We start from the raw sequence: 18,265 nt of genomic DNA on the forward strand, positions 1-18,265 counted from the left end.
AGGAGGGGCTTCAGTCCCGACCGGTGTCTGCAGTCGTCGGGTTCACCACTTCGTTCGTCGCGGCTGAAGCCGCTCCTACAGGGACTTGCGGCGAGCCGGCTGGGTGCACTGTGGGAGGGGCTTCAGCCCCGACGCTGTCCGAAGCCGTCAGGCCTGCCGCTTCGCGACGCCATCCGCAACCGCAGGATCCGCCGCGCGGCTGGCCGCGGTTGGCGTCGCTCGCACCACGCAGTGCCGCATCGAGCAGTCACGTCCTGTCCTGCGCTCGGCACGCCGGGACGCGCAGCGGACAACGCCGTGCATACGCCGCCAAGCCTTGCTGCCACTGCCGCTTAACCCCTCGGCTGTTAAACTGCGCGTCTTTCCCTACCGCAGCACCGCGAGCATGCAACTGAGCCTGTTGAAGACCAAGATCCACCGCGCCACCGTCACCCATTCGGAGCTCAACTACGAAGGGTCGATCGCCATCGACGGGCTGCTGCTGGACGCCACCGGCATCCGCGAGTTCGAGCAGGTGCACATCTGGGACGTCACCAACGGCGCACGCTTCAGCACCTACGCGATCCGCGCCGACGAAGGCAGCGGCATCGTCTCGCTCAACGGCGGCGCCGCGCGTCACGTGCAGGTCGGCGACCTGATCATCATCGCCGCCTTCGCCGGCATGAGCGAAGAGGAAGCCGCGCGCTTCCAGCCGACCCTGGTCTACGTGGACGGCGCCAACAAGATCACCCATACCAACCACAGCATCCCGAAGCAGGCCGCATGACACAGTCCAACGGTTTCGACGCACTGCATTCCCACGCCCAGCGCTTGCGCGGGGCGCGCCTTCCCGAACTGCTGGCCGCCGAGCCGGGCCGGGTCGAAGACCTGGCGCTGCAGGTCGGGCCGTTGTACTTCAACTTCGCGCGGCAGAAATACGACCGCGCCGCGCTCGACGCACTGCTGGCGCTGGCCGCCGAGCACGACGTGGCCGGCGCGTTCCAGCGGCTGTTCCGCGGCGAGACGGTCAACGTCACCGAAGGCCGCGCCGCGCTGCACACCGCATTGCGCGGCGAGCTCAGCGGCGCGCCGGTCGCGGCCGAGGCCAACGCCAGCGCCCGCGACGTGCAGCAGCGCATGCGCGCGCTGATCGACGCGCTGGCGCAGACCGAGGTCACCGACATCGTCAGCGTCGGCATCGGCGGTTCCGACCTGGGCCCGCGCTTGGTCGCCGACGCGTTGCGTCCGGTCGAAGGCGCGCGCTTCCGCGTGCATTTCGTCTCCAACGTCGATGGCGCGGCGATGCAGCGCACGCTGGCCACGCTGGATCCGGCGCGTACCGCCGGCGTGCTGATCTCCAAGACCTTCGGCACCCAGGAAACCCTGCTCAACGGCCAGATCCTGCGCGACTGGCTCGGCGGCAGCGAGCGCCTGTATGCCGTCAGCGCCAACCCCGAGCGCGCCGCCAAGGCCTTCGACATCGCCGCCGGCCGCGTGCTGCCGATGTGGGACTGGGTCGGCGGGCGCTATTCGCTGTGGTCGGCGGTGGGCTTCCCGATCGCGCTGGCGATCGGCGCCGACGGCTTCGAGCAGTTGCTGGCCGGTGCCGCGCAGTTCGACGAACACGCGCTGACCGCGCCGCTGCCGCGCAACGTGGCGGTGCTGCACGCGCTGACCACGCTGTGGAACCGCAACGTGCTCGGCTACGCCACGCAGGCGGTGATGACCTACGACCAGCGCCTGGCGCTGCTGCCGGCCTACCTGCAGCAACTGGTGATGGAGAGCCTGGGCAAGCGCGTGCGCCTGGACGGCAGCCCGGTGCAGGCCGATACCGTGCCGGTGTGGTGGGGCGGCGCCGGCACCGACGTGCAGCACAGCTTCTTCCAGGCGCTGCACCAGGGCACCAGCGTGGTGCCGGCCGATTTCATCGGCTGCATCCGCAACGACGATCCGTACACGGTCAACCACCAGGCGCTGCTGGCCAACCTGCTGGCGCAGACCGAGGCGCTGGCCAACGGGCAGGGCAGCGACGACCCGCACCGCGACTATCCGGGCGGCCGCCCGAGCACGCTGATCCTGCTCGACGCGCTGACCCCGCAGGCGCTGGGCGCGCTGATCGCGATGTACGAGCACAGCGTCTACGTGCAGTCGGTGATCTGGGGCATCAACGCCTTCGACCAGTTCGGCGTGGAACTGGGCAAGCAACTGGCCAGCCAGCTGCTGCCGGCGCTGCAGGGCGAAACCACCGAGGTCGCCGACCCGGTGACGCGCGCAGTGCTGGCGCGCTTGCGCGGCTGAGGCGCGCTTTCGGGTGTCATGCAACGGGGCCTTCGGGCCCCGTTCGTTTTTGCCGCGCGCTACGCCTTCGGTATCCGTGAGCGGACTCGTCCTGCACAGCATGCTTCGACTGATCGCTCAAAAAACCGGAGCGGGCTCACGCACATTGCTTGCCGGTTGACCCGACGCGCGATAGCGGAGAGAAGTCTGCGGGAGCGACTTCAATCGCGACGAGCGGAGATGCGCACAGCAATCGTCCAACTGGATCGGCGCTAAAAACGCTGCGTCGCGCGACGCCGCAGACTGTCCGAAGAGGGCGCCATCCCCGCGGCAGAGTTGCGCAGTTCTCCGACAGGGCAGTGTTGCGGCGCAGCAAGCGTGTTTGCCGACGCGAACATGGCAGCGGCTGACGATGCTGCGATCACGCGGCGGGCCGGCCTTGCCGGTATTCCATCGCTATAGCGCAATCCGATATCCGTAGCAGGGTCAGGCATACCTGGCGGCGTGGTTGACAGCATCGGGGCGATTAATGAAGCGTAGGCGCCGGTCGCGTGTCTCGGGAGGGAGCGTGGCCGCCGTATGTCGCGCGTTTGCCGTCCCTGGGAGGGAAGACCTTGCAAAAACAGTCCGCTGGCGTGTCCGCGCCGATTCGCAATGCGCTGGCCACCGCCGCCGCGCTGGGCCTGCTGGCGCTGGCTGCGGCTGGCCCCGGCCAATCGGCTCCGGCCGCCGCCGCCGCGCCGCCGGCGATCCATCCGCAGCTGTGGCCGTCGCCGGCCTGGCCGCTGGCCGCCGATGCGGCGCTGGAGGCGCGCATTTCCAAGCTGATGGCGCAGATGACGGTGGAGCAGAAGGTCGGCCAGATCGTGCAGGGCGACATCGCCAGCATGACCCCGGACGACGTGCGCAAGTACCACATCGGTTCGGTGCTGGCCGGCGGCAATTCCGATCCCGGCGGCAAGTACGACGCCAGCCCGGCGGAGTGGCTGAAGCTGGCCGACGCCTACTACGCGGCGTCGATGGACAAGGGCAACGGCGGCCTGGCGATCCCGATCATCTTCGGCATCGATGCGGTGCACGGGCAGAGCAACATCGTCGGCGCCACGCTGTTCCCGCACAACATCGGCCTGGGCGCCACGCGCGACCCGGAACTGATGCGCAAGATCGGCGCGGTCACCGCCGCCGAGACCCGTACCACCGGCATGGAGTGGACCTTCGCGCCGACCGTGGCGGTGCCGCAGGACGATCGCTGGGGCCGCACCTACGAGGGCTATTCCGAATCGCCCGAGGTGGTCGCCAGCTTCTCCGGCAAGGTGGTCGAAGGCCTGCAGGGCGTGCCCGGGCAGCCCGGCTTCCTCGACGGCTCGCACGTGATCGCCTCGGTCAAGCATTTCCTCGGCGACGGCGGCACCACCGACGGCAAGGACCAGGGCGATACCCGGGTCAGCGAGCAGCAGTTGCGCGACATCCATGGCGCCGGCTATCCGCCGGCGATCGCCGCCGGCGCGCAGACGGTGATGGCCTCGTTCAACAGCTTCAACGGCGTGAAGATGCACGGCAACAAGCCGATGTTGACCGACGTGCTGAAGGGGCAGATGCATTTCGGCGGCTTCGTGGTCGGCGACTGGAACGGCCATGGCCAGGTGTCCGGGTGCCGCAACGACGACTGCCCGGCCGCGTTCAATGCCGGCGTGGACATGCTGATGGCGCCGGACAGCTGGAAGGGCTATTACGAGAGCGCTCTGAAGGCGGTCAAGTCGGGCGAGATCCCGATGACGCGGCTGGACGATGCGGTGCGGCGGATCCTGCGGGTGAAGCTGCGGCTGGGCCTGTTCGAGGCCGGCAAGCCGTCGCAGCGTCCGCTCGGCGGCAAATTCGAACTGCTCGGCGCGCCCGAGCACCGCGCGGTGGCGCGGCAGGCGGTGCGCGAGTCGCTGGTGCTGCTGAAGAACCAGAAGCAGCTGCTGCCGCTGAAGCCGCAGAGCAAGGTGCTGGTCGCCGGCGACGGCGCCAACGACATGGGCAAGCAGTCCGGCGGCTGGACGCTGAACTGGCAGGGCACCGGCACCAAGCGCGCCGACTACCCGAACGGCAACACGATCTGGGAAGGCCTGCAGCAGCAGGTCAAGGCCGCCGGCGGCAGCGCCGAGCTGGCGATCGACGGCAAGTACCAGGCCAAGCCGGACGTGGCGGTGGTGGTATTCGGCGAGAATCCCTACGCCGAGTTCCAGGGCGATATCGCCACGCTGCTGTACAAGCCCGGCGACGACAGCGACCTGCAGCTGATCAAGAAGCTCAAGGCCGAGGGCATTCCGGTGGTGGCGGTGTTCCTGAGCGGGCGTCCGCTGTGGGTGAACCGCGAGATCAATGCCGCCGATGCGTTCGTCGCCGCGTGGCTGCCGGGTTCGGAAGGCGGCGGCATCGCCGACGTGCTGCTGCGCAAGCCCGATGGCGGCATCCAGTCCGACTTCCACGGCAAGCTCAGCTTCTCCTGGCCGCGCAGCGCGACCCAGTACGCCAACAACGTCGGGCAGAAGAACTACAACCCGCAGTTCGCGTTCGGCTATGGCCTGCGCTACGCCGACAAGGGCGATCTGGCCCGCCTGTCGGAAGTCTCCGGCGTGTCCGGCGCGCAGGCGGTGGGCGGGGTGTACTTCGAGCGCGGCAAGCCGGCGGCGGGCATCAATATGATCCTGCAAGGCGCCAGTCAGGCCAATCTGCCGGCGGTGACGACACCGGCGGCGCTGGCCGACGGGTCGCTCAAGATGACCTCGGTCGACCACAAGGCGCAGGAGGATGCGCGCCGTCTGGAGTGGTCGGGCAAGGGCAAGGCGGCGATGGCGCTGGTGCTGCCCAGGCCGCTGGACGTGTCGCGCGAGAGCAACGGCGACGTGCAGCTGATCCTGACCTTGAAGGTGGACGCGGCGCCGAGCGGCGATACCCGCATCGGCGTGACCTGCGGTAACGGCTGCAAGGCGGCACAGGTCGATCTGGGCAAGGCGCTGGCGGCGCTGCCCAAGGGCGAATGGCGCACGCTGGGCGTGCCGTTGAAGTGCTTCAGCGTCGCCGGCGCCGACGTCTCCAAGCTGGAGCGGCTGCCGGTGATCGAGAGCGACGGCACGCTGGACCTGGCGCTGTCGCGGATCGCGCTGGGCGCCAGCAACGACGCGCAGAGCGTGGTCGACTGCCCGGTGCGCTGATGCGCGCCTGACCAGAACGCCAGCGGCGCCGTCGCCGGATGGCGTCGCCTGCGCCGATACAGCGGGGGCAGGGCGGGAGGCCAGAGCTGCGGCGAAGGCGGATAGCGCCAGCCGCTGCGGCGGCAGCGGCCGCAGAAGCGGCATCGGGCGACAGGACGCGCCGCGACAAACGCTTCGCGCGACGACCGGTGCGCGATGGCACGGCGGCAGCGGCCGCGCGCGGTCGCATTCGGCCATACAAAGACAGCACCCGTCCCGTGCGGATGGGCGCATCGATACACAGGCGAAAGGGCTGCGGCCCGTGGGAGAAGTGCAGTGGGTCTGGCGACGTTGGATATTGCGATCGTATTGGTCTACCTGACGGGCATCTTCGTGCTCGCGCAGTGGGTATCGCGGGAAAAGGCCGGGCACAGCAAGAGCGCCGAGGACTACTTCCTGGCCGGCAAGACCCTGCCGTGGTGGGCGATCGGCGCGTCGCTGATCGCGGCCAACATCTCCGCCGAGCAGATCATCGGCATGGCCGGTTCCGGCTATGCGATCGGCCTGGCGATCGCGTCCTACGAATGGATGGCGGCGCTGACCCTGCTGATCGTCGGCAAGTTCTTCCTGCCGATCTTCCTGCGCAACGGCATCTACACCATGCCGCAGTTCCTGGAGCAGCGTTACGGCAAGTGGATCCGCACCTTGATGGCGGTGTTCTGGCTGCTGCTGTACGTGTTCGTCAACCTGACCTCGATCCTGTGGCTGGGTTCGATCGCAGTGAGCCAGGTCACCGGCATGGACCAGACCCTGGCGCTGGCCCTGATCGGCGTGTTCGCGCTGATCTACCAGCTGTACGGCGGGCTCAAGGCGGTGGCGCTGACCGACATCGTGCAGGTCACCCTGCTGGTGCTGGGCGGATTGCTGGTGGCCGGGCTGACCCTGTCGCGCATCGGCGACGGTGCCGGCGTGCTGGCCGGGTTCAAGCATCTGTGGAATGCGCATCCCGAGCACTTCCACATGATCCTGAGCAAGGACAACCCGTTCTACAAGGACCTGCCGGGCCTGAGCGTGCTGCTCGGCGGGCTGTGGGTGATGAACATCAGCTACTGGGGCTTCAACCAATACATCATCCAGCGCGCGCTGGCCGCCAAGAACATCGGCGAGGCGCAGAAGGGCATGGTGTTCGCCGCGTTTCTGAAGCTGCTGATGCCGTTGGTGATCGTGGTCCCGGGCATCGCCGCGGTGGTGCTGGCGCCGGACCTGGCCAAGCCCGACCAGGCTTACCCGACCATGATGCAGCTGCTGCCCAGCGGCATCCTCGGCCTGGTGTTCGCCGCGCTGGTGGCGGCGATCGTGGCCTCGCTGGCGTCGAAGATCAATTCGGTGGCGACCATCTTCACCCTGGACTTCTACGCCAAGTTCCGCCCGCAGACCGGACAGAAGCAACTGGTGCGGGTGGGCCGCATCGCCGCGGTGACGTCGGTGCTGATCGGCATCCTCACCGCGCGGCCGCTGCTCGGCAACTTCGACCAGGGCTTCCAGTTCATCCAGGAATTCACCGGCTTCTTCACCCCGGGCGTGGTGGTGATCTTCATGCTCGGCCTGTTCTGGAAGCGGGCCAACGAAGCCGGCGCGCTGACCGCGGCGATCGGGTCGGTGGTGCTGTCGTTCGCGCTCAAGTTCGCCTGGCCGGAACTGCCGTTCATGGACCGCATCGGCGTGGTGTTCGTGGCGGCGCTGGTGCTGGCGGTGGTGGTGTCGCTGCTGACCCCGGCCACGCAGGCGCGCGACCTGATCCGCACCGACGACGTCGGCTACGCCACCACGCTCGGCTTCAAGATCGGGGCGGTGGGCGTGGTCGCGATCCTGATCGCGCTGTACACGGTGTTCTGGTGAGCGCGGCCTGAGCATCGCCGCAGCGGCCGCGCGCTAGCGGTCGCTGCGGGTTCGGTCGCGTGCGCTCAGGCTTCGCGCCATGGCGTGGCCAGCCAGGCCTCCAGCGCCGCCGCCGGCATCGGCCGCGCGATCCAGTAGCCCTGGCCCTCGTCGCAGCCCCAGTCGCGCAGCATGTCGTAGATCTGCTCGGTCTCGATGCCTTCGGCCACCACCTGCTGGCCGAAATCGTGGCCGAGCCGGATCATCGACGGCACGATCATGCAGTCCTTGCGGCTGCCCGGCAGCGAGCGGATGAACGACTGGTCGATCTTCAGCGCGTTGGCGGGAATGCGCTTGAGGTAGCTGAGGTTGCTGTAGCCGCTGCCGAAGTCGTCGATGGCGATCTTCACCCCCAGCGCGCTGATCTCCTGCAGCTGTTCGGCCACGCGCTCGGGATGCCGGATCATCGCGCTCTCGGTGAACTCGATCTCGATGCGGCCCGGCTCCAGCGCGTGCAGCGCCAGCAACTCGCGCAGCGTGGCGATGAAGTCGGCCTGCTCCAGGTCCACCGCCGACACGTTCAGCGAAACGCTGAAATGATGCCCCTGCTGCTGCCACAGCGCGGCCTGGGCGATGCCGGTCCGCAGCACCCAGGTGGTGACCCGGCTCATCAGCGCGGTCTTTTCCGCCAGCGGGATGAAGTCGTTGGGCGCGACCGCGCCGAGCAGCGGGTGCTCCCAGCGCAGCAGCGCTTCCACGCCGACGCATTCGCCGCTGCGCAGGCTGACCCGCGGCTGGTAGTGCAGGCTCAATTGTTCGCGTGCGCTCAGCGCTTCCGGCAGCGCGGCCAGGATCCGGAATGCGTTGCGCTGGCTGGCGTCGTGGCTGCGCTCGTACAGGCTCCACGGCAGGCCGCGCTGGCGCGCCATGTCCACCGCGGTGGTCAGCGAGCGCAGCGTGTGGTTGGCGCTCAGCACGCCGTCCAGGCGCACCGCGCCGAGCGACGGGGTCGCGGCATGCGGAATGCCCTGGTGCTCGATCGCCTCGGCGAAGGCGCTGCATACGCGTTCGCAGCACTGCGCCAGCTGTGCCGGGTCGTTGCCCTTCACCACGAAGGCGAAACTGGTGGTGTCGATGCGGTAGGCCGGCAACCCATCCAGCGCTTGCAGCAGGCGGTCGCGCGCGGCCAGCAGGTAGCCCTCGGCGTATTCCCAGCCCAGGGCCTTGACCATGTCGCGGAAGTATTCGGTGCCGCAGACGTCGATCGCCACGCCGGTGTCGTGGTGGTCCGCGCTCTGCAGCGACAGCCACATGGTCAGGTCTTCGTTGAAGCGGCTGCGGTTGGGCAGGCCGGTCAGCGCATCGACGTAGCCGGTGTTGCGCAGGGTCTCGATCCGCAGCAGCAGCAGGTCGCGCAGCTCCTGCAGGGTGCGTCGAGAGTCGGCGTCGAACTCGCTGCGCGGTTCGCTGTCGATCACGCACAGCGTGCCCAGGCCGGTGCCGTCGGCCAGCATCAGCGGCGCGCCGGCGTAGAAGCGGATGAACGGCGGCCCGGTGACCAGCGGATTGTCGCGAAAGCGCGGATCCTGCCGCGCGTCGGCCACCACCAGCAGCTCGGGGCTATGGATCGCGTGCGCGCAGAAGGCCTGGCTGCGCGGCGTCTGCGGCGCGTCCAGGCCGACTCGGGACTTGAACCACTGGCGCTGCTCGTCGATCAGCGAGACCAGGGCGATCGGGGTGCGCAGGGTGCGCGCGGCCAGCTGGGTGATCAGGTCGAAGACGCGGTCGGCCGGGGTGTCGAGCAGACATAGCTGGCGCAGGGTGGCCAGCCTCTTCGATTCGTCGGGCGGCAGCGGATGAGAAGAAGGGCGCATACAGAATTTAACGGCGCCTGCCCGGGCGACTTGAGGCGGCGCGCCGATGGCGAACAGCCACGGGTCGGGAAAGTGAAGCCTGTGTGTACGACGGTAGACGCCGACGCATGCGCAACTGCGCCACGCTCAGCGCGGCGGCTCGCGTTGCGGACTTGGCCGCTTGGCCAGTTTGCGCTGCAGCGAACGGCGGTGCATGCCGAGCAGGCGCGCGGCCGCCGAGACGTTGCCGCCGGTCTCGTGCATGGCCTGCTGGATGTGTTCCCACTGCAGCCGGCTCAGCGGGGTCATCGCATCCGGCAGTTCGCTTGCGTCGTCGTCCTCGGCGCTGTCCGCCTCCAGGCTCAACGCGCGCAGGATCATCTGTACCGTGGCGGGCTTGGGCAGGTAGTCGTCGGCGCCGAGCTTGATCGCCTCCACCGCGGTGGCGATGCTGGCGTAGCCGGTGACCAGCAGGATGCGCATGTCGGCGCGGATCGCGCGCAGCGGCTGGATCAGCGCCAGGCCGGATTCGTCGCCCAGCTTGAGGTCGATCAGCGCGTAGTCCGGCGGCGTCGCCGTGGCCAGGGCCAGCGCCGCAGCGCCGCTGTCTGCGGTCAGCGTCTCCAGCCCGCGGCGGGCGAGGGTGCGTTGCAGGGTACGCAGGTACAGCGGGTCGTCGTCGACCAGCAGGCCCAGCGGGGCGTCGGTGCTCATGCGGGGGTCTCCAGGGCGAGCAGCGGCAGGCGGAAACCGACCCGTGCGCCGTGGTCCGGCGCCGGCTGGGTCCACAGTTCGCCGCCCAGGCGTTCGATGGTGGCATGCGACAGGGCAAGGCCCACGCCCATGCTGTCGGGCTTGCCGCTGCGGAACAGCGTGGCCGGCAGCGCGACCTGGTTGGCGTCGAAGCCGCCGCCGTAGTCGCGCACCTCGCCGATCAGTTCGCTGCCGGTGACCCGCACGCTCAGGTCCACCTGCGGCCGGCCGGCGCGTTCGCCGGCGTCGGCGGCGTTGTTCAGCAACACCTGCAGCAGGTGGCCGATCGCGCTCTCCAGGCGCAGTTGCAGCGGCGCGTCGTCGTTGCGGCGCAGTTGCACGGTCGGGCGCACCAGTTGCCACTGGTGCAGCACGTGCGCCAGCGACACCGTGCCGCCGCCGGCGCGCTGCGCCGGCGCGGCCAGCGCCAGCACCCGTTCGCGGCACTGCACCAGCAGTTCGCGCAGGGTTTCCAGGTCCTCGCGCAGTTCCGGCTGCTCGCTCTGCTCGACGATGTCGTCGGTGAGCAGGGTCATCGTCGCCAGCGGCGTGTTCAGCTCGTGCGCGACCGAGGCGGCGTGGGTGGCCAGGGCGACGATGCCTTCGTTGCGGGTGAAGCGCTCGCGCAGCAGCGCCAGCTCGCGTTCGCGCGCGCGCAGCGCCAGCGCCAGGCGGGTGGAGAACACCAGCACCACGATGGTGGACAGCAGGAAGTTGGCGGCCATGCCCCAGCGCTGCAGGTCCAGGGCCTGGTGCGGGCCACGCGGCAGCGGCAGGCCGAACAGCGCGCTCACCGCGTAGCCGGCCACGCAGGCCCCCGCGACCGCCAGCGCCCAGCGCAGCGGCAGGGCCAGCGCGGCCAGCGCGATCAGCACCAGGAACAGCGAGCCGAAGGCGTTGCCGATGCCGCCGCTCCAGCCGACCATCCAGGTCAGGACGGTCACGTCGACCAGGATGTGGCCAAAGGCGGTGGCCGGGGCGGCGGTGTCGGCATGGCGCAGGCGCAGCTGCGCATACAGGTTGAACAGGGTCAACGCGGCCACGCCGGACCACAGCGGCAGCTGCGGCAGCGGCAGGCGCATCGCCCAGGTCGCGACCAGAATCGTCGCCGCCTGCCCGGCGGTGGCCAGCCAGCGCAGGCTGCACAGGGTGCGCAGGAACGAGGCATCGGTGGAGTTCATGGGCGCATCGTATGCGCTGGCGCTCATGGCTGTCTGCGACAAACCGTCGCAGTCCCCGGCGCCGGAGTAGGGCGCGGACGCCCGCTCACGCTAAAATGCGCGCATGTACGACGCCGTCAGCCGACCCACCCCCCCCAGCGACGCCGCGCCCTGGGCGCGCCGTTCCACCCAGCCGGTCCGCGTCGGAGGCGTCGTCGTGGGAGGCGGCCAGCCGATCGTGGTGCAGTCGATGACCAACACCGACACCGCCGACGTGGCCTCCTCGGTCAAGCAGGTGGCCGAGTTGTGGCGCGCCGGCTCGGAGCTGGTGCGGCTGACCGTCAACAATGCCGAATCGGCCGCGGCGATCCCGCGCATCGTCGACAAGCTGCGGATGATGGGCATCGAGGTGCCGCTGATCGGCGACTTCCATTACAACGGGCACCAGCTGCTGGCCGCCGAACCGGCCTGCGCCGAGATGCTGGCCAAGTACCGGATCAATCCCGGCAACGTCGGTTTCGGCAAGAAGAAGGACACCCAGTTCGCGCAGCTGATCGAGTTCGCGCTGAAGTACGACAAGCCGGTGCGCATCGGCGCCAACTGGGGCTCGCTGGACCAGGCCCTGGCGGCGCAGTTGATGGACGAGAATTCGCGCCGCGAGACGCCGTGGGACGCCGGCCGCGTGCTGCGCGAGGCGCTGATCCGCTCGGCGCTGGATTCGGCCGAACGCGCGGTGGAACTGGGCCTGGGCCGCGACCGCATCGTGCTCAGCTGCAAGGTCAGCGGCGTGCAGGAACTGATCGCGGTGTACCGCGACCTGGCGCAGCGCTCGGATTTCGCGCTGCACCTGGGCCTGACCGAAGCCGGCATCGGCAGCAAGGGCATCGTCGCCTCCAGCGCGGCGCTGGCGGTGCTGATGCAGGAAGGCATCGGCGACACCATCCGCATCTCGCTGACCCCCGAGCCGGGACAGTCGCGCACGCAGGAAGTGATCGTGGCCCAGGAACTGCTGCAGACCACCGGCCAGCGCGCCTTCACCCCGCTGGTCACGGCCTGCCCGGGCTGCGGCCGCACCACCTCCGAGTTCTTCCAGGAACTGGCCAAGGTGGTGCAGAACCACGTCCGCGCGAAGATGCCGGAGTGGAAGGTGAGCCATCCCGGCGCCGAGAACATGACCCTGGCGGTGATGGGCTGCGTGGTCAACGGGCCGGGCGAATCGCGCCACGCCAACATCGGCATCTCGCTGCCGGGGACCGGCGAGGCGCCGTCGGCGCCGGTGTTCGTCGATGGCGAAAAGACGGTCACCCTGCGCGGCGAGAACATCGCCCACGAGTTCGTCGCGCTGATCGACGACTACGTCGAAACCAAGTATGTCCGCCGCGCCGGGTGAGACCCCGGCCGAGCGCGCCGCCGGCGTGCGCCACTGGTTGCGCCGCAACGCCTGGCGCATCGGCCTGCTGTTCGCCGGCGTGCTGCTGCCGATGGGCGTGTTCGTGGCGCTGGCCGACGAGGTCCACGAGCTGGAGAACTTCTACTTCGACGAGCCGCTGCTGTGGAGCATGCGCGGGCTGGCCTCGCCGGGCTGGGACCGGTTTTTCAGCGTGGTCACCGAGGCCGGCTACCAGTACGGGGTGATCCCGCTGGACACGCTGATCGTGCTGCTGTTGCTGGCGCTGCGGCGCTGGCGCGAGGCCATGTTCGCCGCGTTCTCGTTCGTCGGTTCGGCGCTGTTGAACATGAGCGCCAAGCAGTTCTTCCAGCGCGACCGGCCCAGCCTGTGGGAGTCGATCGCGCCCGAGCACACCTTCAGTTTCCCCAGCGGCCACGCGATGGGGTCGATGACCCTGGCCGCGGTACTGATCGCGCTGGCGTGGCGGACCCGCTGGCGCTGGCCGGTACTGCTGCTGGCCAGCACGTTCGCGCTGCTGGTCGGCGTGTCGCGCATCTACCTGGGCGTGCATTACCCCTCCGACATCCTCGGCGGCTGGTGTGCGGCGCTGGTCTGGGTGTTGGGGCTGTACCTGCTGATGTTCCGCGGCGAACGGCGCCCGCGCTGGCGCCAACGCCGCGCTTCCTGAGCGGATGCTGCCGCGTCGCTACGCCAGGCTGTGCAATGCCGCCGCGTGCGCATGCAGCGCGGCGGTATCGAACAGCGGCAGCTGCGCGTCGGCGGCGCCGACAAGCAGCGAGATCTCGGTACAGCCCAGGATTACCGCCTCGGCGCCTTGCGCCTGCAGCGCGCCGATCACCTCGCGGTAGCGCGCCCGCGATGCGTCGCGGATCATCCCCTGGCACAGCTCCTCGTAGATGATGCGGTGCACCTCGGCGCGCTCTGCCGCCGCCGGCACCAGCACATCGAAGCCGTGGCGCTGCAGCCGCTCGCGGTAGAAGGCCTGTTCCATCGTAAAGCGCGTGCCCAGCAGGCCCACCCTGCGGATCCCGGCGCTGTGCAGGGCGGCAGCCGTGGCATCGGCGATATGCAACAGCGGCAATGGCACCGTGGCCGTGATCGCATCGGCGACGCAGTGCATGGTGTTCGTGCACAGCACCAGGAAATCGGCGCCGCCGGCGTGCAGCGCGCGCGCCGCGGCGGCCATCGCCGCGCCGGCCGCGTCCCAGTCGCCGGCCTGCTGCAACTGCTCGATCTCGTGGAAGTCCACGCTGTACAGCAGGATCTTCGCCGAATGCAGCCCGCCCAGCCGCTCGCGGATCGTCTCGTTGATGTGCCGATAGTAGGGCACGGTGGATTCCCAACTCATGCCGCCGATCAGGCCGATGGTCTTCATTCCGCTTTCCGGACGGCAACCGAAATGGCTGCGCACACGGCAAGCATACGCGCGCGCAACGGCCAGTCCGCGTTGGTCACGGCGCTCGCTTCGGCACTGGCTCTGCGCTCATGCGGCCCGCAAGCGCACGTACGTTAGCCAAGGCCACACGGATCTTCTTCGCGAACACGCCTTCTCCGTGGTGGAGCATCACCAGGCGCCGCCAGCGGGACGCGTGCAGCGCTACCAACTCGAACTGGCGCCGCCGCCGCCGGAGCTGCCGCCGCCGGAGGAGGATGAGCCGCCACTCGAACCGCTGGACGACGAGGAAGAGGAGGAGGAAGACGAAGAAGTCGACGTGCGGCTGGCGTAGTACGCAGGGGTATAGGCGTAGCCGCCGGACGCGGTGGCGACCACGTGGCCCTTGCGCATTAACGCCTGGCGCTCGCTCGCCTGCTCGCGCAGGAAGTCGCGGAAATACTCGGGCGAGGAATAGCGGCGGCCTGCCATCGCCAGCGCCAGTCCCAGCACCAGCAGCTCGATGGCCAGCGAGAGCACGAACGCCAGCGGGAACAGCGCCGACAGCACCAGCACGAACACCCCGGGGTTGACGGTCAGGAATAGCCTGATGAACGCCCCGAGGAACCACGAGCGGCGGGTCGATTCGGCGATGTCCTCGGCCTGGCCGGCCAGTTGCGGATGCTGGCGCAGCAACCGTGCGCGCAGGTGCCGCATCCAGCGCCGGCGCAGCAGCGGCAGCAGCCAGATCAATGCCACCAGCCCGGCCCAGGCGATCGCGCCGCGTTCCCAGTGGCGCACTTCGGTAGCGGGCGCGGCCGACGGCCGCGACAGTTCTTCGAGGCTGGTCGGGTCCTGCGCGGCGACGCGCGCCATGAAGCCGAAGGCGTCGATGATGGCGCCGGCGGTATCGCCCTGGCGCATCCTGGGCGCCAGGTAGTCGTCCAGCGCGTGCTTGCTGACCACGTCGGACAGGCTGCCTTCCAGTCCGTAGCCGACCTCGAAGCGCGAGCGGCGGTCCTGCATCGACAGGACCAGCAGCAGTCCGTTGTCGACGTCCTTCTGGCCCAGCCGCCAGGTCTTGAACGCGCGCTCGGACAGGCTCTCGATGTTGTCGCCGTCCAGCGCGGGCACGATGTAGACCGCGCCCCAGATCCCCTGGTCGGTGCGCAGCTGCTGCAGGGACGCATTCACCCGCTGCCGGTCCGATGCGCTCAACTGGCCGCTGGGATCGACCACGTCGGGCGTGTAGGCAGGAATCTCGATGGCGAGCGCGGAAACCGCCGGCCACAGCAGCAGGATGAGCGTGGCGATGGCAAGCAGGCGGAAGGCGCGCATGGCGTGGGTCGAGTTGGATCGTGCGGCCATTATGGCGGCTGCCCGGCCTGGCGCGGCTGCGCTCATTCCCCGGGCTTGGCGCCTTCCAGTGGCGCATGCGTGGCGGCGCGCCTGGCCAGCACCGATTCGCGATGGGCGATGTAGACGTTGGCGGCGATGATGATGCTCGCGCCGAGCAGGGTATGCGGGGCGATCGCCTCGGCGAATAGCCACCAGCCCAGCAGCGCCACGAACGGCAGCTGCATGAAGCTGATCGGGGTCAGCGCCGAGACTTCGCCGATGCGCAGCGCGCGCGTCCACAGCAGTTGCCCGAGTGTGCCGAACAGGCCGGTGGCCAGCAGCCACAACCAGTCGATGCCGTGCGGCCAGGTCCAGGCGAACAGGGCGGGCAGCAGCGACATCGGCACCCAGAACGCATAGGTGTAGAACACCACGGTGTTGGCCGAATCGACCCGTGCCAGCTGCTTGATCTGGATCGCCACCAGCGCACCCATCACCGCCGCCAGCAGCGCGATCAGGGTGCCGGCGCTGAACGTGGCCGCGCCGGGACGCAGGATGATCAGCACGCCGACGAAGCCGCACAGCACCGCAATCCAGCGCCGCAGGCGCACGTTCTCGCCCAGCCAGAACGCCGCGGCCAGGGTCACGAACAGCGGCGTGGAGTAGGACAGCGCGATCGCCTGCGACAGCGGCAGATGGCCGATCGCCCAGAAGCCGGCCAGCATCGACACCAGGCCGATCGCGGTGCGCAGCAGGTAGCGCGGCAACTGTGCGGTACGCGGCAGCGACTGCCCTGGGCGCAGCAGCATCGGCAGCAGGAACAGCAGGCCGAACAGGTTGCGGAAGAAGGCGATCTCCACCGTGGACAGGTGCGCGGAGGCCAGCCGGATCGCAATCACCATCAATCCGAACGACAGCGTGCTGGCCAGCATCAGCGCGGCCGCGCGCAGCGACACCGGCTGCTTCACCAGGACGCGCCGACGATGCGCGGTTCCGGCTCCAGGATCACGCCGAAGCGCTCCAGCACCGAGGCGGAAATGCGCCGCGCCAGTGCCAGCAGCTCGGCGCCGCTGGCCTGGCCGTGGTTGACCAGCACCAGCGCGTGCGCGGCGGACACGCCGGCATCGCCGTCGCGGTGGCCCTTCCAGCCGCAGGCCTCGATCAGCCACGCCGCCGACAGCTTGCGCTGGTCCTCGCCGTCGCCGGGGAACACCGGCAGCGCCGGGTACGCGTGCTGCAGTGCCTGCGCCTGTTCGTCCGGCAGCAGCGGATTCTTGAAGAAGCTGCCGGCGTTGCCGAGCACCTCCGGGTCGGGCAGCTTGCGGCGGCGGATGTTGATCACCGCCTGCGCCACGTCGGGCGCGCCGGGCATGGCGATGCCGAGCGCTTCCAGTTCCTCGCCGATGCCGGCGTAGTCCAGGCGCAGCGCATGCAGCCGCGGCAGGTTGAATTCCACCGCGGCGATCAGGTAGCGGTCGGGCTGGCGCTTGAACAGGCTGTCGCGGTAGCCGAACTCGCAGGCGGCCGCGTCCAGCCGCACGAAGCGCGCGTCGGCGCGGTCGTAGGCCTCGACCACGTGCACGAATTCGCCGACCTGCGCGCCATAGGCGCCGATGTTCTGGATCGGCGCGGCGCCGACCGTGCCCGGGATCAGCGCCAGGTTTTCCAGGCCCGACAGGCCCTGCGCCAGCGACCACATCACCAGTTCGTGCCAGCCCACGCCGGCGCCGGCGCGGACGATGGCGTAGTCGGCGCGGTGTTCGAGCGTGTCGATGCTGCGGTTGGCGAAGGCCAGCACCACGCCGGGCGCGTCGCCGGCGAACAGCATGTTGCTGCCGCTGCCCAGCGGCAGCAGCGCCGCGCCGGCCAGTTGCGGCGCCAGCAGCGCGTCGGGCAGTGCCTCGGGGGCGAAGATCTGCAGCAGCCACGGTGCCTGCGCGGCGACATGGAAGGTGTTCAGCGCCTGCAGCGGCGCATTGGCGGTCAGCGACCAGGCGTTGCTCATAGCGCGGCGACCGCGCCGCGGCTGGGCGCTTCGCGGCGCCGGCGCATCGCCTCGACGCATTCGCCGATCAGCTCCGGACCGCGGAACACCAGCCCGCTGTAGCACTGCACCAGCGCCGCGCCGGCGGCCATCTTCGCCACCGCATCGGCGCCGGAGAGGATGCCGCCGACCCCGATCAGCGGGATCGCCTCGGGCAGGCGCGCGCGCAGCCGGCGCAGCACCAGCGTGGACTGGCCAAGCAGCGGCGCGCCGGACAGGCCGCCGGCTTCGGCGCCCAGCGCGTTGTGGTCCAGGCCGGGGCGGGCGACGGTGGTGTTGGTGGCGATGACCCCGTCCACCTGCAGGTCCGACAGCACCCGTGCCGCCGCGTCGATGTCGCTGTCGCTCAGATCCGGCGCGACCTTGACCAGCATCGGCACGCGCTTGCCATGGCGCGCGGCCAGCGCTTCCTGCGCCTCGCGCAGCTGCGACACCAGCTGCCGCAGCGCCTGTTCCTCCTGCAGCTCGCGCAGGCCGGCGGTGTTCGGCGAGGAGATGTTGACGGTCACGTAGTCGGCCAGCGGGTAGACCTTTTCCAGGCAATGCAGATAGTCCGACGCGGCGTCCTCGTTCGGGGTGTCCTTGTTCTTGCCGATGTTGATGCCGAGCAGGCCGTGGCGGCGGCGCGCGCGTTCGACGTTGCGCACCAGCGCGTCCACGCCGAGGTTGTTGAAGCCCATGCGGTTGATCACCGCCTGCTCGCGCGGCAGCCGGAACATGCGCGGCTTCGGATTGCCCTGCTGCGGGCGCGGGGTGATGGTGCCGATTTCGACGAAGCCGAAGCCCAGCGCCAGCAGCGCGTCGATGTGCTCGCCGTTCTTGTCCAGGCCTGCGGCTAGCCCGACTGGATTGGGAAACTCCAGGCCGAACGCGCGCGTGGGCATCGGCGCGATCGCCCTGGCCAGCAGCGGATTGGTGCCGGTGCGGTAGGCCATCTCGATCGCGCGCAGGCCCAGCGCGTGGGCGCGCTCGGCGTCGAAGGCGAACAGGAACGGGCGGGCGAGGGAATACATGGGCACAG

The 18,265-nt window shown here is 69.6% G+C and carries 14 protein-coding genes; 6 read left to right on the forward strand and 8 right to left on the reverse strand.

The window, feature by feature from the left end; genetic code table 11:
* The first annotated feature begins 385 nt into the window (after positions 1-385).
* The 4 genes from panD (at position 386) to HEP75_RS11085 (ending at position 7,334) form a co-directional block, all read left to right on the forward strand.
* Positions 386-766 (forward strand): aspartate 1-decarboxylase, encoded by a 381-nt coding sequence (panD, locus tag HEP75_RS11070; protein WP_003470181.1) that lies wholly within the window; start codon positions 386-388, stop codon positions 764-766.
* Positions 763-2,277: a glucose-6-phosphate isomerase gene (gene pgi, locus HEP75_RS11075; protein ID WP_185823578.1), complete on the forward strand. Its 1,515-nt coding sequence runs from the start codon at positions 763-765 to the stop codon at positions 2,275-2,277. The genes panD and pgi overlap by 4 nt, the downstream gene beginning before the upstream one ends.
* A 593-nt stretch (positions 2,278-2,870) precedes the next feature.
* Positions 2,871-5,456: an exo 1,3/1,4-beta-D-glucan glucohydrolase gene (locus HEP75_RS11080; protein ID WP_185823579.1), complete on the forward strand. Its 2,586-nt coding sequence runs from the start codon at positions 2,871-2,873 to the stop codon at positions 5,454-5,456.
* A 315-nt stretch (positions 5,457-5,771) separates the two neighbouring features.
* The gene (locus HEP75_RS11085) at positions 5,772-7,334 is read left to right on the forward strand and encodes a sodium/sugar symporter (protein WP_185813025.1); all 1,563 of its coding nucleotides are present in this window, start codon (positions 5,772-5,774) and stop codon (positions 7,332-7,334) included.
* A gap of 65 nt (positions 7,335-7,399) precedes the next feature.
* Here the strand turns inward: HEP75_RS11085 and HEP75_RS11090 are convergent, their stop codons facing one another.
* From HEP75_RS11090 to HEP75_RS11100, 3 genes are all read right to left on the reverse strand, one after another.
* Positions 7,400-9,187, reverse strand: coding sequence for a sensor domain-containing phosphodiesterase (locus HEP75_RS11090; RefSeq protein WP_185823580.1), 1,788 nt, complete (start codon positions 9,185-9,187; stop codon positions 7,400-7,402).
* Positions 9,188-9,313: 126 nt separating this feature from the next.
* Positions 9,314-9,880, reverse strand: a complete 567-nt coding sequence (locus HEP75_RS11095; RefSeq protein ID WP_185813023.1) for a response regulator transcription factor — start codon at positions 9,878-9,880, stop codon at positions 9,314-9,316.
* On the reverse strand, positions 9,877-11,100 hold the full coding sequence (locus HEP75_RS11100) for an ATP-binding protein (protein WP_185823581.1): 1,224 nt from the start codon (positions 11,098-11,100) through the stop codon (positions 9,877-9,879). The genes HEP75_RS11095 and HEP75_RS11100 overlap by 4 nt, the downstream gene beginning before the upstream one ends.
* A 103-nt stretch (positions 11,101-11,203) precedes the next feature.
* Here HEP75_RS11100 and ispG point away from each other — a divergent pair, with 103 nt between their 5' ends.
* A complete protein-coding gene (ispG, locus tag HEP75_RS11105) occupies positions 11,204-12,469 on the forward strand; it encodes a flavodoxin-dependent (E)-4-hydroxy-3-methylbut-2-enyl-diphosphate synthase (RefSeq protein WP_185823582.1) in 1,266 nt (421 codons plus the stop codon).
* Entirely contained in the window at positions 12,450-13,157 is a 708-nt protein-coding gene (locus HEP75_RS11110) for a phosphatase PAP2 family protein (protein WP_185823583.1), read from the forward strand. Before ispG ends, HEP75_RS11110 begins: the two co-directional genes overlap by 20 nt.
* Before the next feature lie 18 nt (positions 13,158-13,175).
* On the opposite strand, the gene HEP75_RS11115 is transcribed toward HEP75_RS11110, so the two are convergent.
* The 5 genes from HEP75_RS11115 to HEP75_RS11135 all read right to left on the reverse strand — a co-directional run bounded on the left by HEP75_RS11115 (position 13,176) and on the right by HEP75_RS11135 (position 18,257).
* Entirely contained in the window at positions 13,176-13,865 is a 690-nt protein-coding gene (locus HEP75_RS11115) for an aspartate/glutamate racemase family protein (protein WP_185823584.1), read from the reverse strand.
* 222 nt (positions 13,866-14,087) lie between these two features.
* Positions 14,088-15,230, reverse strand: a complete 1,143-nt coding sequence (locus tag HEP75_RS11120; protein WP_185823585.1) for a TPM domain-containing protein — start codon at positions 15,228-15,230, stop codon at positions 14,088-14,090.
* Between the two features lie 32 nt (positions 15,231-15,262).
* Positions 15,263-16,132, reverse strand: coding sequence for a DMT family transporter (locus tag HEP75_RS11125; RefSeq protein WP_185826571.1), 870 nt, complete (start codon positions 16,130-16,132; stop codon positions 15,263-15,265).
* Between the two features lie 32 nt (positions 16,133-16,164).
* The gene (gene murB, locus HEP75_RS11130) at positions 16,165-17,205 is read right to left on the reverse strand and encodes a UDP-N-acetylmuramate dehydrogenase (protein WP_185823586.1); all 1,041 of its coding nucleotides are present in this window, start codon (positions 17,203-17,205) and stop codon (positions 16,165-16,167) included.
* Positions 17,202-18,257 carry a quinone-dependent dihydroorotate dehydrogenase gene (locus tag HEP75_RS11135; protein WP_185823587.1) on the reverse strand — a complete coding sequence of 352 codons (1,056 nt, stop codon included), beginning with the start codon at positions 18,255-18,257 and terminating at the stop codon, positions 17,202-17,204. The genes murB and HEP75_RS11135 overlap by 4 nt, the downstream gene beginning before the upstream one ends.
* Positions 18,258-18,265 lie beyond the last annotated feature (8 nt).

The sequence above is a fragment of the Xanthomonas sp. SI genome (assembly GCF_014236855.1).
GTDB lineage: Bacteria > Pseudomonadota > Gammaproteobacteria > Xanthomonadales > Xanthomonadaceae > Xanthomonas_A.